Consider the following 21,795-nt stretch of genomic DNA (forward strand, 5'->3'; position numbering starts at 1 on the left):
TCGCAGCCACTCCATGGCTTCAGCGGAGAGTTCTAGGTCGAGCGTTTTGGGGAGTTTGGTTGGATCCATCTCCCAGTCCTGCTCATTCGCCATCGTTTTGTTGGGTTTGATGGCGTGACTCCGCGGCCGCATCGCTGATGTGAAGTCCATAGCCACCGGAGCTGGAAAGATAGAGCTTGATGGCGTCGTCGATCACCTCACTCAAACGCCGATTCTCACGCAGCGACAGCAATTTCAGGGCTAGATGATCTTTCTCGTCCAGGGCGATGGTGAGGCGAGGCATCGCATGAACAAAGGAGGAATGCAGATCCTTTGAGTTTCCATTGTACGCAAGATGCCTCGCATTGATTCACTGTAGTGCTGCCGCACTTCAGTGCGATTGCACGGGTGGCAACCGCGCGCTTGTAGCGAAGGCGAGGGCCACCAGCACGCACGACATCCACAGGCAGGCCTGCATTCCGCCCATCAGGAACAGGGCTCCAGAGAGCAACGTGCCAAGTAGCCGGCCGGCGGCGTTGGCCATGTAATAGAAGCCCACATTCAGGCTCACCGATTCGGCATCGGTGTAGGCCAGCACCATGTAGCTGTGGATCGAGGAATTCATGGCGAACACCACGCCGAAGGCCGCCAGGCCCACAACGATCGCCACACCCGGGTGAGCCACCTCGCGCCAAAGCGCGATCGCGATCAACGCCGGGATGGCGGTGAGCACACCGCTCCAGAACTCCACTGCGGAAACTCCTGGTGGTTTCTGTTGGCCCCAGCTGCGGCGCAGAGCAGGAGCCGAGGCTTGCACGATCCCGTAGCCGATCACCCAGATGCCCATGAAGCCACCCACTTCCCAGAAGCGCCAACCCAGGGCGGCCTGCAGGAACACCGGCAAGGCCACCACAAACCACACATCGCGCGCGCCGAACAGGAAGAAGCGCGCCAGCGAGAGCACGTTGACGCCCCTGGATTTCGAGAGCAGTGCGCTGAAGGCCGGCTTCTGCTTCATGCGGCCAATGTCGGCTGGGAGGATCAAGGTGAGCAGGAAAGCTGCGAAGAGCCCAGCGGCCATGGCGCCCACGGCGGCGTTGAAGCCAATCGTGGTGAGCAGCACGCCGCCCAGAAAGAAGCCCACGCCCTTGAGGGCGTTCTTGGAGCCGGTAAGAATCGCCACCCACTTGAACAGCTGCGCCTCGCCTCGGCTCTGATCCTCTGGGGTTTCGGGCACCACGGTTTTGATGGCGCTCTTGGCACTCATCTTGTTGAGGTCTTTGGCGATGCCGCTGATCGCCTGGGCCACCATCACGTAGGCCACGCTCCACCATTTCGGCCAGCTGTCGGCCACGGGGATGAGCATGAGCAGTGCGGCCACCTGCATCAAGGTGCCGCTCCAGAGCGTGAGACGCAGTCCGAAGCGGGCCCCCAACCAACCGCCGTACAGGTTGGTGATCACGCCGAAGGCTTCGTAGAAGAGAAACAGAAAGGCGATTTCGAGCGTGGTGTAGCCCAGCGCATGGAAATGAAACACCACCAACATGCGCAGGGCGCCGTCGGTGAGGGTGAAGGCCCAGTAGTTGGCTGTCACGATGGCGTATTGCTGGAGCGCCGAAAGGGAGCGCTGGCCCGTGGCGAGGAGGCCCATCAGCGTGCATCCAGCGCGGCGATGTGGCAGGCCAGATCCGCCATGCGGGAGCTATACCCCCACTCGTTGTCGTACCAGGCGTAGACCTTCAGCTGCGTGCCATTCACCACCATCGTGGAGAGGGCGTCGATCACAGCACTGCGGTTGTCGTTCACATAGTCGATCGACACCAGCGGCCTGGTTTCGTAGCCGAGGATGCCCTGCAAGGCTCCGTTGGCAGCGGCCTCGAACGCGCCATTCACCGCCTCCACGCTCACCGGGCGCTCCAGTTCGAACACCGCATCGGTGAGGGAGGCATTCAGCAGTGGCACCCGCACGGCGTGGCCGTTGAGCTTGCCCTGCAGCTCCGGAAAGATCATCCCGATCGCCTTGGCCGATCCGGTGGTGGTGGGGATCAGGCTCTGCATGCAGGAGCGCGCCCGGCGCAGGTCGCTCTTGAACGCATCCACCACCACTTGGGTGTTGGTGACATCGTGCAGCGTGGTGATCGAGCCGTGCTTAATGCCAAAGGTTTCGTGCACCACCTTCACCACCGGCGCCAGGCAATTGGTGGTGCATGACGCTGCTGTGACCAGCCGGTGTTGCTCTGGTTTGTAGAGGTGATGGTTGATGCCATAAACGATGTTGAGCGCTTCGGCGCCAGCGATCGTGCCCTTCACCGGGCAGGCCACCAGCACCCGACTCATGCCCACCACATCGAAATAGGGCTGCAGGGTTTCGGGGGTTTTGATCTTGCCGCTGCACTCGAGCACCAGCTGCACGCCGGCTTGCGTCCAGGGCACGGCCGTGGGATCCGCTTCCTGGCTGAAGCTCACTGTTTGGCCGTCCACCGCAAAGCCGCCGGCACTGGCCTGCACCGATTGCTGCCAGCGGCCATGCACGGAATCGAAGGCCAGGAGGTGGGCGGCGGTGGCGGCATCACCGGCGCGCTCGTTCACATGTACCAGCTCAATGCCCGGCCGGCCCCAGAGGGCTCGAAACACCAGGCGGCCGATGCGGCCGAAGCCGTTGATGCCGATGCGCATGGGATGGGCCGTGGGCGGACGCCCGGACCATAGATCAATCAGAGTTGATTGATCAAGTCCTGTTGATCTGAGGCGCTGCCGCTGTCGGCGGGGCTCTTAGCCTTGCGACCAATGAAGGGCTGACGTCCTGTTCGCCGGAGTGTTGTTGCGTGCCATTGCCTGCCCTGGTTGCAGCTCAGCCCCTGGAGCACCAGCAGGCTCGCCAGTTGCTCAAAGCCCTGGCGGATCCGTTGCGGCTGGATCTGGTACAGGCCCTCTCCGGTGGAGAGCGCTGTGTGTGTGATCTGGTGGCCGATTTGAACCTGGCCCAGTCGCGCCTTTCGTTTCACCTCAAGGTGATGCGGGAGGCTGGGTTGATTGAGGCTCGTGAGCAGGGTCGCTGGGTGTACTACCGGCTGCGCGCCGGTGCACTTGAGCAGTTGCAGGCCTGGCTGGGTGAGCTGGCGGCGGGTTGCCAGGCTCCTGCACGCTGCTGCTCCTAACTGCCGGGCAAGGCGGTTTCCCTTCGGAAACTGCTCAATTTGTAGTGCCCGGCGGCCAAGGCGTGCACCAGAGCCAGACAGGCGCGCTCGGGCATGGTGTGGTCGCCGCAGGTGAACACATCCACGGCGGCGTAGCCCGATTCCGGCCAGGTGTGAATCGAGAGGTGAGACTCAGCCAGCAGTACGAGCCCTGTAACCCCCTGGGGCTGGAAGTGATGACTGATCAACTGCAGCACAGTGGCACCGGCTTCTCGGGCGGCGGTGGCGATCGTGGTGCGAATGAAGGATTCGTCGTTGAGCTTGTCTGCGTTGCAGGCATACAGCTCGAGGATGCAATGCTTGCCTACGGGCTGATCACATTCGGGTTCGGTCCATCCAGGATTGGGATGCAAGCTGGCGAGTGAATTGTTCATCGCTGAGGTGTGAACCGATGTCAACCTAGACCGGTTGGATCCGGTTCATTCACGGCTGTCATTGATTCTGCAGGATTGAAAAAGTAAGAGACTGGGTGTTCGAGCACACGAGAAGTTGTGGTTCACAACCAAACATTCACGCACTCTTAACCAATCGCTAACCTGGCTAGCGCCGCGGCTGTTTAAACGTGGGGAGCTCCTGAACGGTTGCTTTCCATGTCCTTCGCGAAGAAGGCTCTCTGCTTCGGCGTTCTCTCCAGCTTCGGCATCGCTGCAGCAGCCTCCGCCCAAACCGCTCTGAATGGTGCCGGAGCCAGCTTCCCGGCCCCCTTCTACCAGCGCGCCTTCGCTGGTTTGGCCAGCAAAGGCATACGTGTGAACTATCAGTCGGTGGGTTCCGGCGCCGGTGTGCGTCAGTTCATCGCCGGCACCGTGGATTTCGGCGCCACCGACGAACCGATCAAGGCTGCTGAAGCCGCCAAGGTGAGCCGCGGTGTGGTGCAGTTTCCCGCTGTTGGCGGCACCATCGCCATCGCTTACAACAAGGCCGACTGCAAAGGCCTGAAGCTCAGCCAGAAGCAGGCTGTGGACATCTTCCTGGGCAAGATCAAAACCTGGGATCAGCTCAAGTGCGGTAAAGGCCCGATCACCGTGGCGCACCGCTCCGATGGCTCCGGCACCACCTTTGCCTTCACCAACTCCCTGAGCGCCTTCTCCTCCGAGTGGAAGAGCAAGGTGGGCGAGGGCAAGAGCGTGAAGTGGCCCGTGGGCGTGGGCGGTAAGGGCAACGAAGGCGTGGCCGGTGTGCTGAACAACACCCCTGGCGCCATCGGCTATGTGAACCAGAGCTACGTGAAGGGCAAGCTCCAGGCTGCTGCTCTGCAGAACAAGGCCGGCAAATACGTGATGCCCACCCTGGCTGGTGGTGCCGCTGCCCTGAACAACATCAAGCTCGACGGCAACCTGGCTGGTGAGGATCCCAATCCCGCCGGTGCCAGCAGCTACCCCATCTCCACCCTCACCTGGATCCTGGCCTATCAAAAGGGCAACGGCTCCAAGGCCGGCAAGATCCGTGAAGCGATGCTCTACCTGCTGGGCCCCGCCCAGAACCAGGCTGATGAGCTGGGTTATGTGCCCCTCAAGGGCGACATCCTGAAGAAGGCCAAGGCCGCTGTGGCCAAGATCGGCGCCTGATCTGAGGCAAACCTGGACCACAAGGGGGGCTGCGATGGCCCCCCTTTTTTTGCCTCAGACCTTTTCATCCACGCTGATTCGATGGCTGCCACCCCTCAGCCGGCTTTGATCCGGCTCGTGGCTGATGATCCGATCTGGAGGGAGCAGTGTCATCTCGCCCTGGTGCAGGAGGGCTTTCGGGTTGAGCAGCAACCCGCTCCGCAGCAGCTAAAAGACTTGCTCAACAGTTCCCCTACTGCCGAACGCCCTGCGCTCTGGGTGGTGAATCTGCCCAGTGAACGGCACGATTTGGTGGCCACGCTGGCGTTGTTGCAGCGCTGGCGCCGCCGCGATCTGCTTACGCCGCTGCTGTTGTTGGCTGATGCCGCCGATGAACAGGAGCGTGCCGAACTCCTGGAAACGGGAGCCGATGACGTGCTCGTGCGCCCCTTTGGCCTGCGGGAGTTTGTGGCCCGCTGCCGGGCGATGTTGCGGCGTGTGCATCGGATGGAGCAAAACGCTCGCTCCGCTCAGGCAGGCGCTGTGTTGGAGGCAGGCTCCCTGCAGCTGTTTCGTGAGCAGTGCCGCGTCTGCCTGAACGGCCGTGAGGTGGCGCTCACGCCGCGTGAGTTTCGCTTGCTCGAGTGTTTCATGCTGCAGCCCGGCCGTGCCCTCAGCCGCGATCAGTTGATCGAGCAGGTCTGGGGTGCGGATTACTGCGGCAACAACAAGAGTGTGGACGTGCACGTGCTCTGGTTGCGGCGCAAACTGGATCAACCCGACCAGCCTTCGCTGTTCGTTACTGTTCGCGGTATTGGTTATCGGTTTGCTCCTCCCCCTCGCTAGGCAGGGAGGCGAGATAGCGCTGACGCTGGCGTGAAATCAGCGCTTCATCGCACGGGTTGTGCTCAGCTGTTGTGAAGCTGACCGGCTCGCGGTTCGTCTCGGAAGCGCGGTTGCTGGTTGTGTTCATGGGTTCCGGTGCGCAATGGTGGCGGCTTAATCACAGAATTCACCCAGCAGCATCCCGCCACAAAACTGATACTGCCTTGGCCCATGCTCACCAACATGATCGTTCTCTGCAATTAAGGCAACCTAGATCCTTGAAAGCCCCGCTTGGTAGCGACGGGCACGATTTGCGGCAGATTGGCTTGAGCATGTTGTCTGCAACACCGGCGATCAGCGGAACTGCGGCTTTTTATGCTCATCGAAGCTGCGCTCCAGCACCTGGCCCACGGTGAGGCCGATCGGCAACTGGCCGGCAAAGGCACTGCCAAGCACATTGCGATAGAGCTTGTTCGTGACCAACCGGTAGGTGGAATCCTTCAGAGGGATCACACCAGCTTTCTCTGCAATCTGCACGCCGCGATCAAGGGTGTTGGTCACCATCGCTCGGATTGCTGGGTTGCTCTTCAGGGCTTGATCATTCACGTAGAAGAACAGCGGGCGCGAGAGTGGCAAATAGCGTGAGGCTTGCACCGATTCGACGCTGGGAAGCACCGTGCCGGTGGTTCCTTGCACCGCCAGAGCCCGCAGTCGGTTGCGGTTGGCCTGGTAGTAGTCGTAGCCGAAATAGCCGAGGGCACCAGGATTCTTGGCAACGCAAGCCACCAGAACATTGTCATCCTCGCTGGCGGTGTAGTCCTGGCGGGAATCGCTGGTGTTGCCGTTGATGGCCTTGTTGAAGGTGTCGTAGGTGCCGGAATCTTGGCCGGGTCCGCAGAGCTTGATGGCGGTGTTCGGCCAGGCGGGATTCACCTGGCTCCAGCGCTGGATCTTTCCTTGGGCCTGCTTGTTCCACAGCGTGCGCAACTGGGCGGTGCTGATCTGTTTGGCAAAGCTGTTGCTGGGGTTCACCACCACCGTGATTGCATCAAACGCCACCGGCAGCTCGATGAAGCGCACATCCGCTGCGGCGCAGCGTTTCAGCTCGGCGCTGTTGATCGGTCTGGAGGCAGCAGCGATGCTGAGCTTGCCGCTGCAAAAGTCCCGGAAGCCGGCGCTGGTGCCAATGGCCGTGGCCTTGAAGTTCAGGCCTCGCGGGGCTTTGCTTTTGTAAGCCTCGATCGCGGCCACACTGAACGGATACACCGTGCTGGAGCCTGAGATCAGAACCGTTTTGGCCCCCGAGGGAGGCTGTTGTGCCACTGCAGCGGCACTCGAGGCCGCCAGGCCAGCGGCCAGCAGAGATCCAGCAAGGCGTGCAGCGTTCACAGAGCTTGAGGAGCGCATGAGCTCACTTTGCTCGCCGTCTCGGACTGGTTGCTTAAGACCTGGTTAATAGATGATTGCCTCTCAGGCCTTGATAAACAACTGCTGTCAGGCTCTTAACCGGCCCTTAAAACCAGGCGCGCGCAACCGTGGGAGTTTGGTGAAGTGGGACGTGTTGCCGATGCCGGTCTTCGAACCAAACGATCTCTTCGCCCTGCGCCGCAGGCCACCGCAGGAGAAGCTTGTTGATCAGGGCTTTCGGCAGCTCTCGATCGCTCTGGCCTCGATCGTGGGCCTGGTATTGGTGGGGATTTTGCTCACCGTTCTCACCGGTGCGCATCAGGCGATCGGAGCCTTTGGCCTGCGCTTCATCACCACGTCCGATTGGGATCCGATCGGCAATCAATACGGTGCCTTCACGGCCATCTACGGCACGATTGTCACCTCGATTCTCGCGCTGGTGATCGCCGTGCCGCTCGGCGTTGGCACGGCGATCTTCATCACGGAAAACCTGATTCCCCTCTGGCTGCGCCAGGCGTTGGGGTTGATGGTGGAGCTACTTGCGGCGATTCCGTCGGTGGTGTTGGGCTTGTGGGCCATTTTTGTGATGGAGCCGTTCCTTCGGCCTCTGCTCGAGGCCCTGCACGTGCTTCTGGGTTGGATTCCACTCTTCTCCACCACGGCTCAGGGCCCAGGTGTGGCACCAGCCATCCTCATCCTTGTTGTGATGATCCTGCCGATCATCACGGCGATTTCGAGGGATTCTCTGCAGCAGGTGCCACCTGAGCTGCGACAGGCGGCCTACGGCGTGGGCACCACCCGCTGGGGCGCCATTTTGCGGGTGATCTTGCCGGCTGCTGTTTCGGGCATCACCGGAGGTGTCATGTTGGCCCTGGGTAGGGCCATGGGTGAAACCATGGCTGTCACCATGATCATCGGCAATTCCAACAACTTCAGTTGGAGCTTGCTGGCACCGGGCAACACCATTTCCTCCATGCTGGCCAATCAATTTGGAGAGGCCGATGGTTTCCAGGTTTCGGCTCTGATGTACGCGGCTCTCGTGCTGATGGTGCTCACCTTGGTGGTGAATATCCTTGCCCAGTGGATTGTGCGTCGTTGGAGCCTCAAATACAGCTGATCGCCATGACGTCCACCGCTTCCCCATTGGCGCCGCTGCAGCCCGGCTTCAGCCGCTCCTCACTGCGTCTCAACAGTTCCTTGGCCCGCAACCGCTGGAACCTGTTCTTCACGGTGATCGCCGCTGTGTTCTCCGTGACGGCGGTGCTGCCGTTGGTACTGGTTCTTGGCTATGTGCTCGTGAAAGGCGGATCGCTGTTGAGCATTCGCCTGCTCACGGAGCTTCCTCCCCCTCCTGGTTTGGAAGGCGGTGGCATCGGCAACGCGATCATCGGCACCATCGTGGTTACTCTTATCGCCAGCTTGATCGCCATCCCCGTGGGAGTGGGCGGAGGGATCTACCTGGCTGAATATTCCAAATCTGGCTGGTTTGCGCAGTTTGTGCGCTTTGGAACCAACGTGCTCTCCGGGGTTCCCTCCATCATCTGCGGCGTGTTTGTGTACGGCCTGATCGTGAGCACCCGCCTGTTTTTTGGCCAGAGCTATAGCGCCATGGCTGGTGGCGTGGCCCTGTCGGTGCTGATGCTGCCCACGGTGATCAAAACCACCGATGAAGCGCTCAAGCTGGTGCCTCAGGAGTTGCGTTGGGGTGCGATCGGCATCGGCGCCTCCCGTTTTGTCACGATCACGCGCATCACCCTCCCGGCAGCCTTCACCCCGATTGCCACGGGTGTGGTGCTGGGTATTGCTCGCGCTGCGGGTGAGACGGCGCCACTGATTTTCACCGCCCTGTTTTCCCCCTTCTGGGCGGAGGGCTTGTTCAATCCGATTGCCACCATGTCGGTGTTGATCTTCAACTTCGCGATCATGCCCTACGACGCGCAGATTGCCTTGGCCTGGGCTGCTTCCTTCGTGTTGGTGGTGATGATTCTCGCCGCCAACCTGTTTGCCCGTTGGTTGGGCCGCTTCGCCAGGGCCTGAGTTTTTGTTCGCTTTCCCTCTCCTCCATCCATTGCGCCTGTGTCATGACAACCTCCATGCCTTCCCCCTCGCATACCCACGCTGCCAGCTCCGAGTTCTGTATGGAACTCGAGAACGTTGGGATCAGCTACGGCGGCAATGAGGCCGTGCGCGGTGTCTACATGCAGATCCCCCGCGGCAAGGTCACCGCGTTCATCGGTCCCTCGGGTTGCGGCAAGAGCACCGTGTTGCGCGCCCTCAACCGGATGAACGATTTGATTGAGGGCTGCACGATCAAAGGTCGCGTGATCTTTGATGGCCAGGATCTCTATGCCCCCCAGGTCGACCCTGTGGAGGTGCGTCGCCGGATCGGGATGGTGTTCCAGAAGCCCAACCCGTTCCCCAAGAGCATCTACGAAAACATCGCCTTTGGCGCCCGCATCAACGGTTATCGCGGCGATATGGACGAACTGGTGGAGCGCTCCCTGCGCAAGGCGGCGATCTGGGACGAAACCAAAGACAAACTCAAGGAAAGTGGCTACGCCCTCTCCGGCGGCCAACAGCAGCGCTTGTGCATCGCCCGTGCCATTGCGATCGAGCCTGAAGTGATTCTGATGGATGAACCCTGCTCGGCGTTGGATCCGATCTCCACCCTCAAGATCGAGGAGATGATGCACGAGCTCAAGAAGAGCTACACCATCGTGATCGTGACCCACAACATGCAGCAAGCCGTGCGCGTCAGCGACATGACTGGCTTCTTCAACGTCACTCCCAAGGCTGATGGGGATGGCAAGGTGGGTTGCCTAGAAGAATTTGCAGAAACGGAAACGATCTTTAATGCTCCTACCCAGCAGGCCACTCAAGACTATGTCTCAGGGCGGTTCGGCTGATCATGCTGAACACCAACCCGTTCCCATCAGCGCTAGCGTTCTTCCATCTGAGTTTTACATGCCATGACTGAGTCATCCGGCTCGGCTGCTGGTCGTGATGGCATCCATTCCCCTCTTGAGGGTTTCAGTCATTACCGCGGTGAAGACTGGACTCCCGAGCGGCTTGCTTTCCACCAGAATCTTGAACAATTTGCGGATCGTGTGGGTTTGATCGTTGGCCTGCAGGGCAACGGCAAGATCAGCCAAGAAGCTGCCTATGACGAGATCAAGCAGCTCTGGAAAAGCCTGCGGGGTAGTCGATCTTCCCTGTTTGATTAATCGCTTGTTGTTGGGTCCGCTACAACTCCGGGTGATTGCGTTGGTTCCTGTTTTCAGATCGTCGTGGTTTCCTAAACCGATCCGGTTTCATGCCATGTCGGATCAAATACGATTCCTGTTTGCGCTGGCTGCCGCCACCTGCGTTCATGTGGCGGCATTGAGTCAGGGATTTGGCTTATCGAGCATCGTTACCGGTGACATTCATTCTCAGCTCCGCCCTTTGATCGTTGCCCAGCCGTAATTGCATGCCCTTCTGGGGTGTGAGCGTTGTGGCCGTTCTGCTCGGCCTTGTGTTGTTTGTGTGGGATCTGGGTTCCATCGGTTTGGTGGATGAAACCCCTCCCCTCTTTGCAGCTTCGGCCCGCACCATGGCCGAAACCGGTGATTGGTTGATTCCCCAGGTCAACGGTTTGCCGCGTTACGACAAGCCGCCCTTGGTGTACTGGCTGATGGCTGCCCTCTATAGCCTTCCAGGCCAGCGGCTCTGGGATCCCTGGGGCTCATGGTCTGCTGGGTTGCCCTCGGCGTTGGCCTCCGGCAGCACACTTGTGCTGTTGTGTCTGCTCACCGCCTGTTGGGAGCGCCGCGTTTTGGGCGAGCCCCAGGGGCTTTGGTTGGTGGCCGGCTTGCTCTACGGGCTCAGTCCGCTGGTGATCCTGTGGAGCCGCATTGGTGTGAGCGACAGCCTGCTCACCGCCCTTGTTGCGCTTGCGATGGTGAGTTCCTGGTGCGCGTTCATCAGCATGAGAGTGCCCTGGTGGCTTTGCTGGTTGGCTTTGGGCCTGGCCACCCTCACGAAAGGCCCCGTGGCCCTGGTGCTGTTTGGCCTGTGCTGGGCTGGTTACGCGCTGCTCGAGCAGAACGCCTCACGCGTCTGGCAAAGGCTGCACCCGCTGCAGGGCGTACTGGTGAGTTTGGTGGTGGCAGCTCCCTGGTACTTGGTTGCGTTCTTGCGGGAGGGCACGCCCTTCGTGGAAAGCTTCTTCGGTTATCACAATCTGCAGCGTTTCACCCAAGTGGTGAACCGCCATGCCTCGCCATGGTGGTTTTACGGGGCCATGTTGTTGGTGGCCAGCCTTCCCTGGAGCCCGCTGGTGTTGCTGGGGCTTTGGCGTGGTCTGCGCCGCGGGCAGAGCCTGCCGCGCTTCGCTGCCTGTTGGTTGCTAGCTGTGCTGCTGCTCTTCAGTCTGTCTGCCACCAAATTGCCGAGCTATTGGTTGCCCGTGGTGACGCTGCTGTGCGTTGGTGTGTGCGCATGGGGGCGTGTGTGGCCCTCGCTGTCGGTGTTGGCATGGCCACCGCTCCCATGTGGCTCTCGCTGATCCGTGATCCTGATCTGTTCAATCTGCCTCAGCTGTTGGATCGTTCGCTGGTGTTCCCGATTGCTGCGGCGTTGCTGGTTCCCGGTGGCTTGATGGCGCTGTGGCTGAGTGCTTCCAACCGTCACGTCTGGCCCTCGGCGCCGGTGGTTGCTGTTCAGTTCAGTTGGTTGCTGCTGCTTCCCGCCGTGTTCTTGCCGCTGCTGCGCATCGGCGACGGTTTGCGTAGTCAACCCATTCGCACATTGGCTTTGCGCGCTCAGGCTGTACAGGGGGCGAGCCAAACATCTGGTGAGCCGATCGCCATGCTGGGCCTGGTACGCCCGAGCTTTCATTTTTATTCCCGTGCTCCCATCGCCTACGAGGGTACCTCCGCCCAGGCACTGGTGCAGCTCAGCCATCGCTTGCGCCATGAACCACGGGTGCGTGTGCCTCAGCAGAGCCGGCGAATCCTTGTGGCTGCACCCTTGCCGCTCGAGCAGCACCGCCATTGGGCAGCGCTGCTCAGCCCACGGGTTGATCAGCAGGGTCGTTTTGGCCTGTGGTGGTTGGATCTGACGCGCCTGGATCGCAAGGCGCAACTGTTGCAGCAGCGCCAGGGATTGAAGCCAACCTGGCAGGAACCTCGCCCGGAGCGTTTCTGAGCGACCACAGCTCCATCAATTCGCGCTGGGCCAAGGGCCCTTCTGCTTCCGGGTTGCGCACCACATAGGTGCCGTTCGGTTGCATCAACCAGGCCTGCTGATCGTCGAGATAGAGCTGCATCAACCACTCCAGCTGCACACAGAGGTTGGGGTTGAGCACCGGCACCACCGCTTCCACGCGGCGATCCAGGTTGCGCGGCATCCAATCAGCACTACCCAGGAAGAGTTCTGGCTCACCGGCATTGGCAAACCAGAACAGGCGCGAATGCTCGAGCAAGCGCCCGATCACGCTGATCACGCGGATGTTGTTGCTGATTCCTCCCATGCCGGGACGCAGGCTGCACATGCCGCGCACCACCAGATCGATGCTCACTCCCGCCTGGGATGCTTCATAGAGCAGGGCGATGATGTCAGGATCCACCAGCGCATTCATCTTGGCCTTGATCGCTGCCGGTTTGCCGGATCGGGCATTGTTGATCTCCCGTTGGATCAACTCCTTCATGCGCCGCCGCAATGTCACCGGGGCCACCAGCAGGCGCCGGAACTCCTTCTGTTTGGAGAAGCCTGTGAGGTAGTTGAACAGATCCACCAGATCATCCACCAGCTCTTCGTTGCAGCTGAGAATGCCGAGATCGGTGTAGAGGCTGGAGGTTTTCGAGTTGTAGTTACCGGTGCCGATGTGGCAGTAGCCCTTGAGCTTCTCCTGTTCTCGCCGCACCACCAGGGTGATTTTCGTGTGTGTTTTCAGCCCCAAAACCCCATACACCACATGCACCCCGGCGCGTTCGAGCTGGCGCGCCCATTGGATGTTGTTGTCTTCATCAAAGCGTGCTTTCAGCTCTACCAAAGTCATCACCTGCTTGCCATTCTCGGCGGCACGGATCAGGGCTGCGATGATCGGCGAATTCTTGGAAACCCGATAGAGGGTCATCTTGATCGCCAACACATGGGGATCATCAGCCGCCTGGTTGACGAACTCCTCTACGGAGGTGGAGAAGAGATCAAAGGGGTGATGCAGCAGCACATCACCCCGGCGGATCACCCGAAAAATGCTTTCAAAATCCTGATACTGGAGGGATCCATCTTCGAGTTGGCTGCTCTGGGTGGTGCGCAGTTGCAGCGGCGTTCTGCCGCGGAAGGGTGCATCTTTGAGCTGTGGGGCTTCGATGGCGAGCAGGCCCATCAGATCATCAAGCCCGAGCGGCCCATTGATCCGAAACACATCAAAATCATCCACTTCCATGCCTCTCATCAGCTGCTCCACAAGCTCCTGAGGCATTTCATCGGCCACTTCCAGCCGCACCACCTCACCGCCCATGCGCCGCTTACGCAGGCCCTGCTCCAGGGCCTGCATCAGGTCGTCGGCTTCCAGTTCCCGCAGCTCGAGATCGGCATCGCGTGTCACCCGGAAGAAGTGATGCCCTTCGATCAGCATGCCTGGGAACAGGCGTTGCAGATTGAACGCCACCAATTGCTCAAGCGGTAAGCCCATGAACAGCGGCTGGGGTGTGCGGCCGCCGTGCAGCTCCGGCGGAATGCTCACAAACCGCGGCAGGTTTTTCTGCGGAATCTTGATGCGCGCGAACTGCCGTTGCCGGGTGTTGGGATCGCGGATGGTCACCGCGATGTTCAGGCTGAGATTGCTGATGAAGGGAAAGGGGTGCGCCGGATCCACGGCCAAGGGTGTGAGCACCGGGAACACGGATGTCTGGAAATAGCTGTTGGCCCAGTCCTTTTGTTTGCGCGAGAGCTGTTCGTAGTCGAGCAGCAGGATGCCTTGCTCAGCCAGGCTGGCCTTGAAGCGGCCGCGGTAGTGATCCTGCTGTTGCTGCAGCAGCGGTTCGAGCTGTTGGCGGATCTCCTCGAGCTGTTGCCTTGGCGTTCGGCCATCCTCACTCAGGGTTTGAACACCGGCATGCAACTGCGATTGCAGTGAGGCCACCCGCACCATGAAGAATTCATCGAGGTTGTTGCTGAAGATGGCGCTGAACTTCGCCTGCTCCAGCAGCGGCGTGCGGGGGTTGAGGGCCTGCGCCAATACCCTCTGGTTGAACCGGATCCAGCTCAGCTCACGATTGAGATACAGCTCCTGAGGCAGCTGAGCCGGTGCCATGGATCGCCTGGTGGGTGGTTCTGTTGTAAGGGTGTGAGGTTGTGCGCAGGTTATGGATCGGTTGGCCTGAGCAGGCGCCTCAGCCGAACTGCCACATCCCAGCACCGGGTGGATTCCGGATGGTCCTGCTCCTCACTGGATACGTTGATGTGGCACAGGCTGGAGCGTGAATCCTTCCAGTGCAGTGTCACCAACACTGCCTCTGTTTGACTGTGGCGCGGCACGCCGACTTCCCGCAGCAGCAGATACCCATCACGACATTGGCGGCGTTGCAGCTCCAGATCGAGGCTGCTCGCGATCAAGGGTCGCAGGCGCAGGATGCTGTTCTGATGCACCTTGGCCGTCCACGCGAGTTGTGGCATGGCTCTGGCGATCGGGGCCTTTGAAACTGTGGATGGCTGCAGCGTCAACGGTGGGTGTTGCAATGCACCTGCCCATGTCGCCGGCTTGATGGTGGCCGCCGGCATTGGCTTCACACTGAACAGCGCATTCGAAGGCGACCTTGGCGCCCGATGGCAGCTCCGCGGATTCAGTTCTTGTTCGGCATTCCACTAACCATGGCTGGCCTGGCGCTGCTGAGCGAACCGGTGCGGGCCGTTCCGGCACAGGTGCTTCTGATGCGCCATGGCCATAAGGATCCCGCAGCACATCACTACAACCTCTCGCCCGCTGGTTTTCAGCGCGCATTGGCTCTGGCCAGTGTGATCCCTGCCTGCTTCGGCTCGCCTACGCAGATCATCAGCTTTGCGCTGGATCCAGACACCAGCAAGAACGCCCGCAGCTATCAAACGGCGGTTCCCTTGGCGGTGGCCAGTGGCGTGAATATTCGCCTTGATCACACGTCGATCAAGGATTCCAGGCGTTCTGGCAACTTGATGCTGCGCAACAACGCCCTGCAGGGTGGATTGCTGGTTCTCTTCTGGGAACATCGCCATCTGCCACAGCTGGCTGCAGGCCTGGGATGGCCCTCGATGCCTCCCATCGCCGACGACGATTTCGACACGCTCTATCGCTTCACTTACGCCCAGGGATCCTCGATCCCACTGGTAACGCGTTACAGCCAGGCTGCGCTCCTCGATGGCTCGCAGCGTTGCTCAGCCCTCACACCCCGTTTCCGTCCATGATCTGCTCAAGCTCACGCCGCGCTGGTGTTCGCCCGATGATGCTTGCGGCATCGGCCCTGGCAGCTGGTTTGGCAGTTGGTTTGGCTGCTCCCTTGGCCGCACGTGCCGAAGCTCCCGGCGGCTCTGCTGTGGTGTTGAATCCCGATCCCCTCAGCCGGGTTGTGGGCTTGCCTCCGGCGCCGGGAAGTGCCGTGGCGAAAGACGATCTGGCGATCCTTCTCTGGTTGCAGGGAGCGCGAACACCGGAGATGGCCGCCAACACCTGGCTGCTGCTGGAGCGCAACCTGGGCACCTTCAGCCGTGCTCTGGGGGTGGATGTGGTGAAAACCACGCCACAGATCAACGCTGCCCTGAAAACGTTCCTCAAGCCGGTTGATGCGGTGAAGGACACCCTCAAGGATCGCTACCAGCGGCCGCGCCCGTTTGTGGCGCACCCGCAGATCCAACCCTGCTTACCACTGGAGCAGGGGTATTCCTTCCCCTCCGGCCATGCCACTTGGTATCGGGCCGCTTCGGAATTGTTGGCGGATCTGGTGCCTGAGCGGCGTGAGCGTTTGGTGGCGGTTGGCAGCCATGGCGGCAACAGCCGGGTGCTTTGCGGTGTGCACTACCCCAGTGATGTGCAGGCTGGTCAGCGCTTGGGTGTGGCTGCTGCTGCGCAAGTGCTTGCGAGCCCGCAATGGAAGGCTTTCAAGGCCGATCCCGCTGTGATCGTTGAAGTGGAGGTGATCCGCAAGGTGCCCGCGGCTGCTCTCCCTGAACAGGTGCGCTGATGCTTCCGCCGGTAGGCCTGTGTTGCACAGCACAGGCGGGCCGGTTGCACCTCAATACCTTCGGCTTATCCGCCCTGTGCAGCATGGCCGAGCGCTTTTTCCTGGAGCTTGAGTCGCCTGAAACCGCCACATGGCCCCACGTGGTGGTGGTTGGTGGTGGGTTTGCAGGCTTGCGGGTGTGCCGCGCGCTCAAGGGCGCGAAGGTGCGCGTCACGCTGATTGATAAGCGCAACTTCAACCTGTTTGCGCCACTGCTGTATCAAGTGGCCACGGGATTGGTGTCTCGAGGTGATGTGGCGATCCCCTTGCGGATGCTGGTGGGTGATCAGGCCAATCTTCAGATCCTGCTCGGCGAGGTGCGCGAGATCGATCCAATCGAGCGCAGCATCGCTTTCAACGGCACCCATCTGCGTTACGACCATCTCGTGTTGGCGACGGGATCCGGCAGTACCTATCTCGGCCATGAGGAATGGCGTGCCCTGGCACCGCCGATGAAGATCCTCGAGCACGCCGAGGAGATCCGCCGCCGCTTGTTGATGGCGCTTGAGGAAGCAGAGCGCACGGTGGATGCCAAGCAGCGCCAGTTTCTGCAAACCGTGGTGGTGGTGGGCAGCGGCCCTTCGGGATGTGAATTGGCGGGTTCAGTCGCCGAACTGATGCGCCGTGCCCTCGCCAACGATTTCCGCCGCGTTGACCCGGACCAAACCCGCGTGGTGCTCGTGGTGTCGGGCGGGCGGGTGCTGAAGGAGTTGCCGGAGGTGCTCTCAGATGCTGCTGCCGCCGATCTACAGGCCAAGGGGATCGAGCTCTTGCCTGGGCGGGTGGTTGCCATGGAACCCGGTGAAGTGGTGATTCGATGCGCCGATGGCGACGAGCGCTCTGTGCAGGCGGCGAATGTGTTCTGGACGGCCGGTGTGCGGGCCTCCAAGCTGGGCCAGCGCCTGGCTGATGCCACCGGTTGCAGTTTGGATCGTGGCGGGCGCGTGATCGTGGAGCCTGATTTCTCCATCCCGGGCTACCCCAACATTCGTGTGGTGGGCGATCTCTGCCATTACGCCCATGCCACTCCTGGGGGTGATCCCATCCCAGGCATGGCCGGGCCAGCCACCCAGATGGGCCAATGGGTGGGCCGCGACATCCGCGCGCAGGTGGAGGGGAGGAGCCATGCGCGATTCCGCTACGTGGATTTCGGCAACATGGCGGTGTTGGGGCGCCTGAGTGCTGTGGCGAACCTGCGCGGTTTCAAGCTCGCCGGCTTCCCTGGCTGGGTGCTCTGGGCGCTCGCGCACCTGGCCTTCATGCCTGACGACGAGAACCGCATCACCTTGTTGGTGAAGTGGCTCTGGGCGATTGTGAGCGAACAGCGCAGTTCGCTGTTGATCACCGGCCTGCCCAACGAGGTGCAACCCGGCCAGGGCAATGCCCCCTTCCCGATGGGTTGGGAGAATGAGCCGTCGTTTGCGGATCTGTTGGGTCCGATGGCAGAAGCTGTGGAGCAGTACCAGCAGCGCGAGCAACAAAAAGCCTTGAGCGAATGTTGACCTGGCCTTAACGCATCGCTCAGGCTCTGTTGCCATGGTCGAGGAGTCAGCTCTGCGTCCATGGGCCACCCCAAGAGCGTTCAGGCGTTTATCGAGGAGATCCCCAGCTGGGACGACGGCGACCATCTCGCCGGTCCGCCGTTGTCGTCGATGCAGTGGCTGGTGTGGGCCCTCGCCACAGCGGGCAAGTTTTTCGAGGGCATGATCGTGTTCATGCAGGGCGTGGGCCTGCCTCTGATCAGCGAACAGTTCTCACTCACCGATATCGACAAGGGGCTGATCACCGCGGCCACCCTGGCTGGCATTTTGTTTGGCGCCTTGTTTTTAGGTGGTCTGGCCGATCGGCTTGGCCGTAAGCCGGTGTTTATCGGTGAAATGGTGCTTCTCCTGGTGGCCCTGCTCGTAGCGGCTCTGGCTCCCTCCAAGCAGGTGTTGATCGGCAGCCTGTTTGTGACAGGCCTGGCGCTGGGTGCCGATTACCCAACCGCGCACCTGGTGATTTCAGAGAGCATCCCCGCCGCCATTCGCGGGCGGCTGGTGCTTGGAGCTTTCAGTTTTCAAGCCGTGGGCGCTGTGCTCGGCACCGCGATTGCTGCTGTGATTCTGGGCGCGAAGCCTGATCTCGATGCCTGGCGCCTGTTTTATCTGGTACCAGTGATCCCGGTGGCTGCCGTGATCTGGGGTCGCCTGTTTCTGCCTGAAAGTAGCCATTGGCTGGTGACGTGTGGTTTGACTGCCAAGGCTGAGAAACAGCTGCGCAAGTTGTTGAACCGCCAGAATCTGCAACTGCAAAGTGTGCAGGTTGAGTCGGAGTCGGGCCATCGTGCCCGCAAAGGCTCCTGGGATCAGCTGTTCATTGGTAAATACCTGCGGGGAACGATCCTCGCTTCATTGCCCTGGTTCCTGCAGGATCTCTCCACCTATGGGATTGGTATTTTCACGCCGGTGATCATCGGCCTCGCCTTTGGTAAAGCCAGCCATGATCACAATGTCGCTTCGATCATCCATGCGGATCTGATCGGTGCCCGCGGCACCGCGTTGATTGATGTGGGCTTCCTGGTCGGCATCGCCGTGGCGATTGTTCTGGCAGATCGCTGGGGCCGTATTCCGCTTCAGGTGATCGGCTTCATCGGTTGTGCCCTCGGTTTGTTCCTTGCGGCTTTGGGCGGCGGCGGGGATCAATCCACCGATCACCTGGTGTTGATCGTGGCGGGCTTTCTGGTGTTCCAGTTCATGACCAATTTCGGCCCCAACGCCACCACCTACCTCTTGGCTGGTGAGGTGTTTCCTACGCGCATCCGCGGGCTGGGAGCCGGTTTCGCTGCCGCCAGCGGCAAGGTGGGGGCTGTGCTGACTGCCTTCTTCTTCCCCACGTTGCTGAAGGCCTGGGGCACCGAGCGCTTGCTGATGGCTCTGGTGATCACCTCCTTGCTGGGAGCGGTTGTCACCTGGCTCTACCGGATTGAAACCAAGGGTCTGGATATGGAAACGCTCTGAGTTTGTGCCGTTCTTCTCGTCCTGTTACCGCCTGTTCTGCCATGACCATCTCGCCTCAGGTTGCAACCCCCGCCAGCTATGGCGACGCTCAGCGCACCGGCCTCACCGCCAATGATCTGTTTGAGGGGGTGACGGAGCACCTGTTTTTCAGCCAGGGTGCCAGCGCCAGCTCTCCCACCGATCACGATCTCTACATGGCCCTGAGCTATGCGGTGCGTGATCGACTCATGGCGCGGCATTTGGCCTACAAGGATCTGCAGCGGCAGCATCCGGCCAAATCGGTTGCCTACCTCTCCGCTGAATTCCTGATCGGCCCCCAGCTCGGCAACAACCTGCTGATGCTCGGGATCCGCGATGAGGCCCAGGCGGCCATGGACCGCTTTGGCGTGAGCAACCTCGATCGCATCTTGGCGGTGGAAGAAGAGCCCGGCTTGGGTAATGGTGGCTTGGGCCGTCTGGCCGCGTGTTACGTGGAATCGCTGGCCAGCCTGGAGATCCCCGCCACTGGTTATGGCATCCGCTACGAATTCGGCATCTTCGATCAGCTGATCGAAAACGGCTGGCAGGTGGAGATCACCGATAAGTGGCTCAAGGGTGGCTGGCCCTGGGAGGTGGTGTATCCCTACAAATCCTGCCGCGTGGGCTTTGGCGGCCGTACCCGCACCTATCACGACCGTGATGGGCGGCTGCGGGTGTGCTGGGAGCCGGCGGAGCAGGCACTGGGTATTCCCCACGATGTGCCGGTGCTCGGCTACGGGGTGAACACCTGCGGGCGGCTGCGCCTGTGGCGAGCGGTGGCCACCGAGAGTTTTGATTTCCGTGCCTTCAACAGTGGCGATTACCACGCTGCTGTGGAAGACAAGGTGAACAGCGAAACCCTCTCCAAGGTGCTGTATCCCAACGACGGCACGGATGCTGGCCGGCGTTTACGGCTCAAGCAGCAGCACTTCTTTGTGAGCTGCTCCCTGCAAGACATGCTGCGCAGCATGCTCGAACGTGACATCGCGATTGAAGAGTTTGAGCATCACTGGACGGTGCAGCTCAACGACACCCATCCAGCCATCGCTGTGGCTGAGCTGATGCGCCTGCTGGTGGATGAGCATCAGATCGACTGGGATCAGGCCTGGGGGATCACCACCCGCTCGCTGGCTTACACCAATCACACCCTGTTGCCGGAAGCGCTCGAGTGCTGGGGCCTCGAGCTCTTCGGCAGTTTGCTGCCGCGGCATCTGCAGATTATCTATGAACTGAACGGCCGCTTTCTGCAGCAGGTGCGGCTGCGCTACCCCGGTCGCGACGACATCCTCAGCCGCGTGTCGCTCATTGATGAACGCGGCGGCAAGGCCGTGCGCATGGCGCACCTCGCGGCCCTGGGCTCTCACCACATCAACGGTGTGGCGGCCTTGCACAGCGAGCTGGTGCAGCGCGATCTCTTCCCCGATTTCGCGGCGCTCTGGCCGGAGAAGTTCACCAATGTGACCAATGGCGTTACCCCCCGGCGTTGGCTGGCTCTGGCCAATCCACCCCTCGCTGCCCTGCTCAGTGAACAACTGGGGCAAGCCTGGCCTGTGCAGCCGCAGCGCTGGCATGAGCTTGAGCTCCTGGCCGGTGATTCCAGCTTCCTGGAGCGCTGGGGTGGCTGCAAGCTGGCCGCCAAGCGTCAGCTCACCAACTTGATCGCTGAGCGCAATGGCCTGCTGGTGGATCCCACCTCCTTGTTTGATGTGCAGGTGAAGCGCATCCATGAATACAAGCGCCAACATCTGAATGCACTGCAGATTGTGGCCCGCTACCTGCGCATCAAGAAGGGCCTCATCGATGGCATGGTGCCCCGCACGGTGGTGTTTGCCGGTAAAGCAGCGCCGGGTTATTACCTGGCCAAGCTGATCATCCGTTTGATCAATGGCATCGCCGATGTGGTGAATCGTGATCCCGATTGTAAGGATCTGCTCAAGGTGGTATTTCTGGCTGATTTCAATGTGAAGTTGGCGGAGAACATCTACCCGGCTGCCGACCTTTCGGAGCAGATTTCTACGGCAGGCTTGGAGGCCTCCGGCACCGGCAACATGAAATTCATGATGAACGGTGCGCTCACCTTGGGCACCCTCGATGGTGCCAATGTAGAAATCCTCGAGCAGGTGGGCCCCGATCACTTTGAGCTGTTCGGGCTCACCACCGACCAGGTGGCTGCCTGGCGTGCTGCTGGTTATCGCCCCTGGGAGGTGCTGCAGGGCTCACCGGTGCTTCAGGAGGTTGTGGAACTGCTGTATTCCGGTCAGTTCAGCGACGGAGACCGAGGCTTGTTTGCGCCATTGCTGGATGGGTTGCTGCACTCGGATCCGTTCTTTGTATTGGCCGACTTTGAGGCCTATCTGCAGGCGCAGCAACGCATCGATGGCCGTTGGCTCGATCAGCAAGGTTGGCGCCGGTCATCCCTGATGAATACAGCACGTAGCGGTTTTTTCTCTTCCGATCGCTCCATCCACGACTATGCCGAGCGCATCTGGTCCGTTGATCCCATGCCTGTCGAGCTGGCCTGCTCTTTACCTGGCCAGGGCGTTCAACATCCGGCTTCCTGACGCAGAGGTCATGGCAGCTCAAGACA

General features: G+C 60.8%; 20 protein-coding genes. 13 read left to right on the forward strand and 7 right to left on the reverse strand.

All coding sequences use genetic code 11. The features are described 5' to 3' along the window. Positions 1-82: 82 nt before the first annotated feature. The 3 genes from ACIQ2E_RS01995 to ACIQ2E_RS02005 form a co-directional block, all read right to left on the reverse strand. Positions 83-283 carry a hypothetical protein gene (locus ACIQ2E_RS01995; protein ID WP_398325413.1) on the reverse strand — a complete coding sequence of 67 codons (201 nt, stop codon included), beginning with the start codon at positions 281-283 and terminating at the stop codon, positions 83-85. 87 nt (positions 284-370) lie between these two features. Then, positions 371-1,630, reverse strand: coding sequence for an organoarsenical effux MFS transporter ArsJ (gene arsJ, locus ACIQ2E_RS02000; RefSeq protein ID WP_398325416.1), 1,260 nt, complete (start codon positions 1,628-1,630; stop codon positions 371-373). Then, positions 1,630-2,655: an ArsJ-associated glyceraldehyde-3-phosphate dehydrogenase gene (locus ACIQ2E_RS02005; protein WP_398325419.1), complete on the reverse strand. Its 1,026-nt coding sequence runs from the start codon at positions 2,653-2,655 to the stop codon at positions 1,630-1,632. The genes arsJ and ACIQ2E_RS02005 overlap by 1 nt, the downstream gene beginning before the upstream one ends. Before the next feature lie 149 nt (positions 2,656-2,804). On the opposite strand from ACIQ2E_RS02005, the gene ACIQ2E_RS02010 reads away from it, so the two are divergent. Further along, the gene (locus ACIQ2E_RS02010; protein WP_398325422.1) at positions 2,805-3,137 is read left to right on the forward strand and encodes an ArsR/SmtB family transcription factor; all 333 of its coding nucleotides are present in this window, start codon (positions 2,805-2,807) and stop codon (positions 3,135-3,137) included. Here the strand turns inward: ACIQ2E_RS02010 and speD are convergent. Then, on the reverse strand, positions 3,134-3,550 hold the full coding sequence (gene speD, locus ACIQ2E_RS02015; protein ID WP_398325425.1) for an adenosylmethionine decarboxylase: 417 nt from the start codon (positions 3,548-3,550) through the stop codon (positions 3,134-3,136). The two genes, ACIQ2E_RS02010 and speD, sit on opposite strands and share 4 nt — an antisense overlap. 216 nt (positions 3,551-3,766) lie before the next feature. Between speD and pstS the strand changes: the two genes are divergently transcribed. Together pstS and ACIQ2E_RS02025 are read left to right on the forward strand one after the other, a co-directional pair. After that, entirely contained in the window at positions 3,767-4,744 is a 978-nt protein-coding gene (gene pstS / locus ACIQ2E_RS02020; RefSeq protein WP_398325428.1) for a phosphate ABC transporter substrate-binding protein PstS, read from the forward strand. Between the two features lie 81 nt (positions 4,745-4,825). Continuing rightward, positions 4,826-5,569, forward strand: coding sequence for a winged helix-turn-helix domain-containing protein (locus ACIQ2E_RS02025; RefSeq protein ID WP_398325431.1), 744 nt, complete (start codon positions 4,826-4,828; stop codon positions 5,567-5,569). Positions 5,570-5,902: 333 nt separating this feature from the next. Here the strand turns inward: ACIQ2E_RS02025 and ACIQ2E_RS02030 are convergent, their stop codons facing one another. Next, positions 5,903-6,937, reverse strand: a complete 1,035-nt coding sequence (locus ACIQ2E_RS02030) for a PstS family phosphate ABC transporter substrate-binding protein (RefSeq protein WP_398325434.1) — start codon at positions 6,935-6,937, stop codon at positions 5,903-5,905. Between the two features lie 178 nt (positions 6,938-7,115). Between ACIQ2E_RS02030 and pstC the strand changes: the two genes are divergently transcribed. The 5 genes from pstC to ACIQ2E_RS02055 all read left to right on the forward strand — a co-directional run bounded on the left by pstC (position 7,116) and on the right by ACIQ2E_RS02055 (position 11,501). Continuing rightward, positions 7,116-8,072, forward strand: coding sequence for a phosphate ABC transporter permease subunit PstC (gene pstC / locus ACIQ2E_RS02035; RefSeq protein WP_398325437.1), 957 nt, complete (start codon positions 7,116-7,118; stop codon positions 8,070-8,072). Positions 8,073-8,077: 5 nt separating this feature from the next. Further along, positions 8,078-8,992 carry a phosphate ABC transporter permease PstA gene (pstA, locus tag ACIQ2E_RS02040; protein WP_398325440.1) on the forward strand — a complete coding sequence of 305 codons (915 nt, stop codon included), beginning with the start codon at positions 8,078-8,080 and terminating at the stop codon, positions 8,990-8,992. Positions 8,993-9,048: 56 nt separating this feature from the next. After that, positions 9,049-9,861 carry a phosphate ABC transporter ATP-binding protein PstB gene (gene pstB, locus ACIQ2E_RS02045; protein WP_398325443.1) on the forward strand — a complete coding sequence of 271 codons (813 nt, stop codon included), beginning with the start codon at positions 9,049-9,051 and terminating at the stop codon, positions 9,859-9,861. Positions 9,862-9,924: 63 nt separating this feature from the next. Further along, positions 9,925-10,179, forward strand: coding sequence for a hypothetical protein (locus ACIQ2E_RS02050; protein ID WP_398325446.1), 255 nt, complete (start codon positions 9,925-9,927; stop codon positions 10,177-10,179). Positions 10,180-10,424: 245 nt separating this feature from the next. Further along, positions 10,425-11,501, forward strand: a complete 1,077-nt coding sequence (locus ACIQ2E_RS02055) for an ArnT family glycosyltransferase (protein WP_398325449.1) — start codon at positions 10,425-10,427, stop codon at positions 11,499-11,501. A 501-nt stretch (positions 11,502-12,002) separates the two neighbouring features. Here ACIQ2E_RS02055 and ppk1 read toward each other — a convergent pair. Then, on the reverse strand, positions 12,003-14,255 hold the full coding sequence (gene ppk1 / locus ACIQ2E_RS02060) for a polyphosphate kinase 1 (RefSeq protein WP_398325452.1): 2,253 nt from the start codon (positions 14,253-14,255) through the stop codon (positions 12,003-12,005). Between the two features lie 50 nt (positions 14,256-14,305). Continuing rightward, entirely contained in the window at positions 14,306-14,617 is a 312-nt protein-coding gene (locus tag ACIQ2E_RS02065) for a hypothetical protein (protein WP_398325455.1), read from the reverse strand. A gap of 150 nt (positions 14,618-14,767) precedes the next feature. Between ACIQ2E_RS02065 and ACIQ2E_RS02070 the strand changes: the two genes are divergently transcribed. The 5 genes from ACIQ2E_RS02070 to ACIQ2E_RS02090 all read left to right on the forward strand — a co-directional run bounded on the left by ACIQ2E_RS02070 (position 14,768) and on the right by ACIQ2E_RS02090 (position 21,769). After that, positions 14,768-15,379, forward strand: a complete 612-nt coding sequence (locus ACIQ2E_RS02070; protein WP_398325458.1) for a hypothetical protein — start codon at positions 14,768-14,770, stop codon at positions 15,377-15,379. Positions 15,380-15,471: 92 nt separating this feature from the next. Continuing rightward, positions 15,472-16,152 (forward strand): phosphatase PAP2 family protein, encoded by a 681-nt coding sequence (locus tag ACIQ2E_RS02075; protein ID WP_398325461.1) that lies wholly within the window; start codon positions 15,472-15,474, stop codon positions 16,150-16,152. An 83-nt stretch (positions 16,153-16,235) separates the two neighbouring features. After that, positions 16,236-17,693 carry an NAD(P)/FAD-dependent oxidoreductase gene (locus tag ACIQ2E_RS02080; RefSeq protein ID WP_398325463.1) on the forward strand — a complete coding sequence of 486 codons (1,458 nt, stop codon included), beginning with the start codon at positions 16,236-16,238 and terminating at the stop codon, positions 17,691-17,693. Between the two features lie 60 nt (positions 17,694-17,753). Further along, positions 17,754-19,190 carry an MFS transporter gene (locus ACIQ2E_RS02085; protein WP_398325466.1) on the forward strand — a complete coding sequence of 479 codons (1,437 nt, stop codon included), beginning with the start codon at positions 17,754-17,756 and terminating at the stop codon, positions 19,188-19,190. A gap of 41 nt (positions 19,191-19,231) precedes the next feature. Beyond that, positions 19,232-21,769, forward strand: a complete 2,538-nt coding sequence (locus ACIQ2E_RS02090; protein WP_398325469.1) for a glycogen/starch/alpha-glucan phosphorylase — start codon at positions 19,232-19,234, stop codon at positions 21,767-21,769. Positions 21,770-21,795 lie beyond the last annotated feature (26 nt).

This window comes from Vulcanococcus sp. (genome assembly GCF_044369115.1).
In the GTDB taxonomy this organism is placed as follows: domain Bacteria; phylum Cyanobacteriota; class Cyanobacteriia; order PCC-6307; family Cyanobiaceae; genus Vulcanococcus.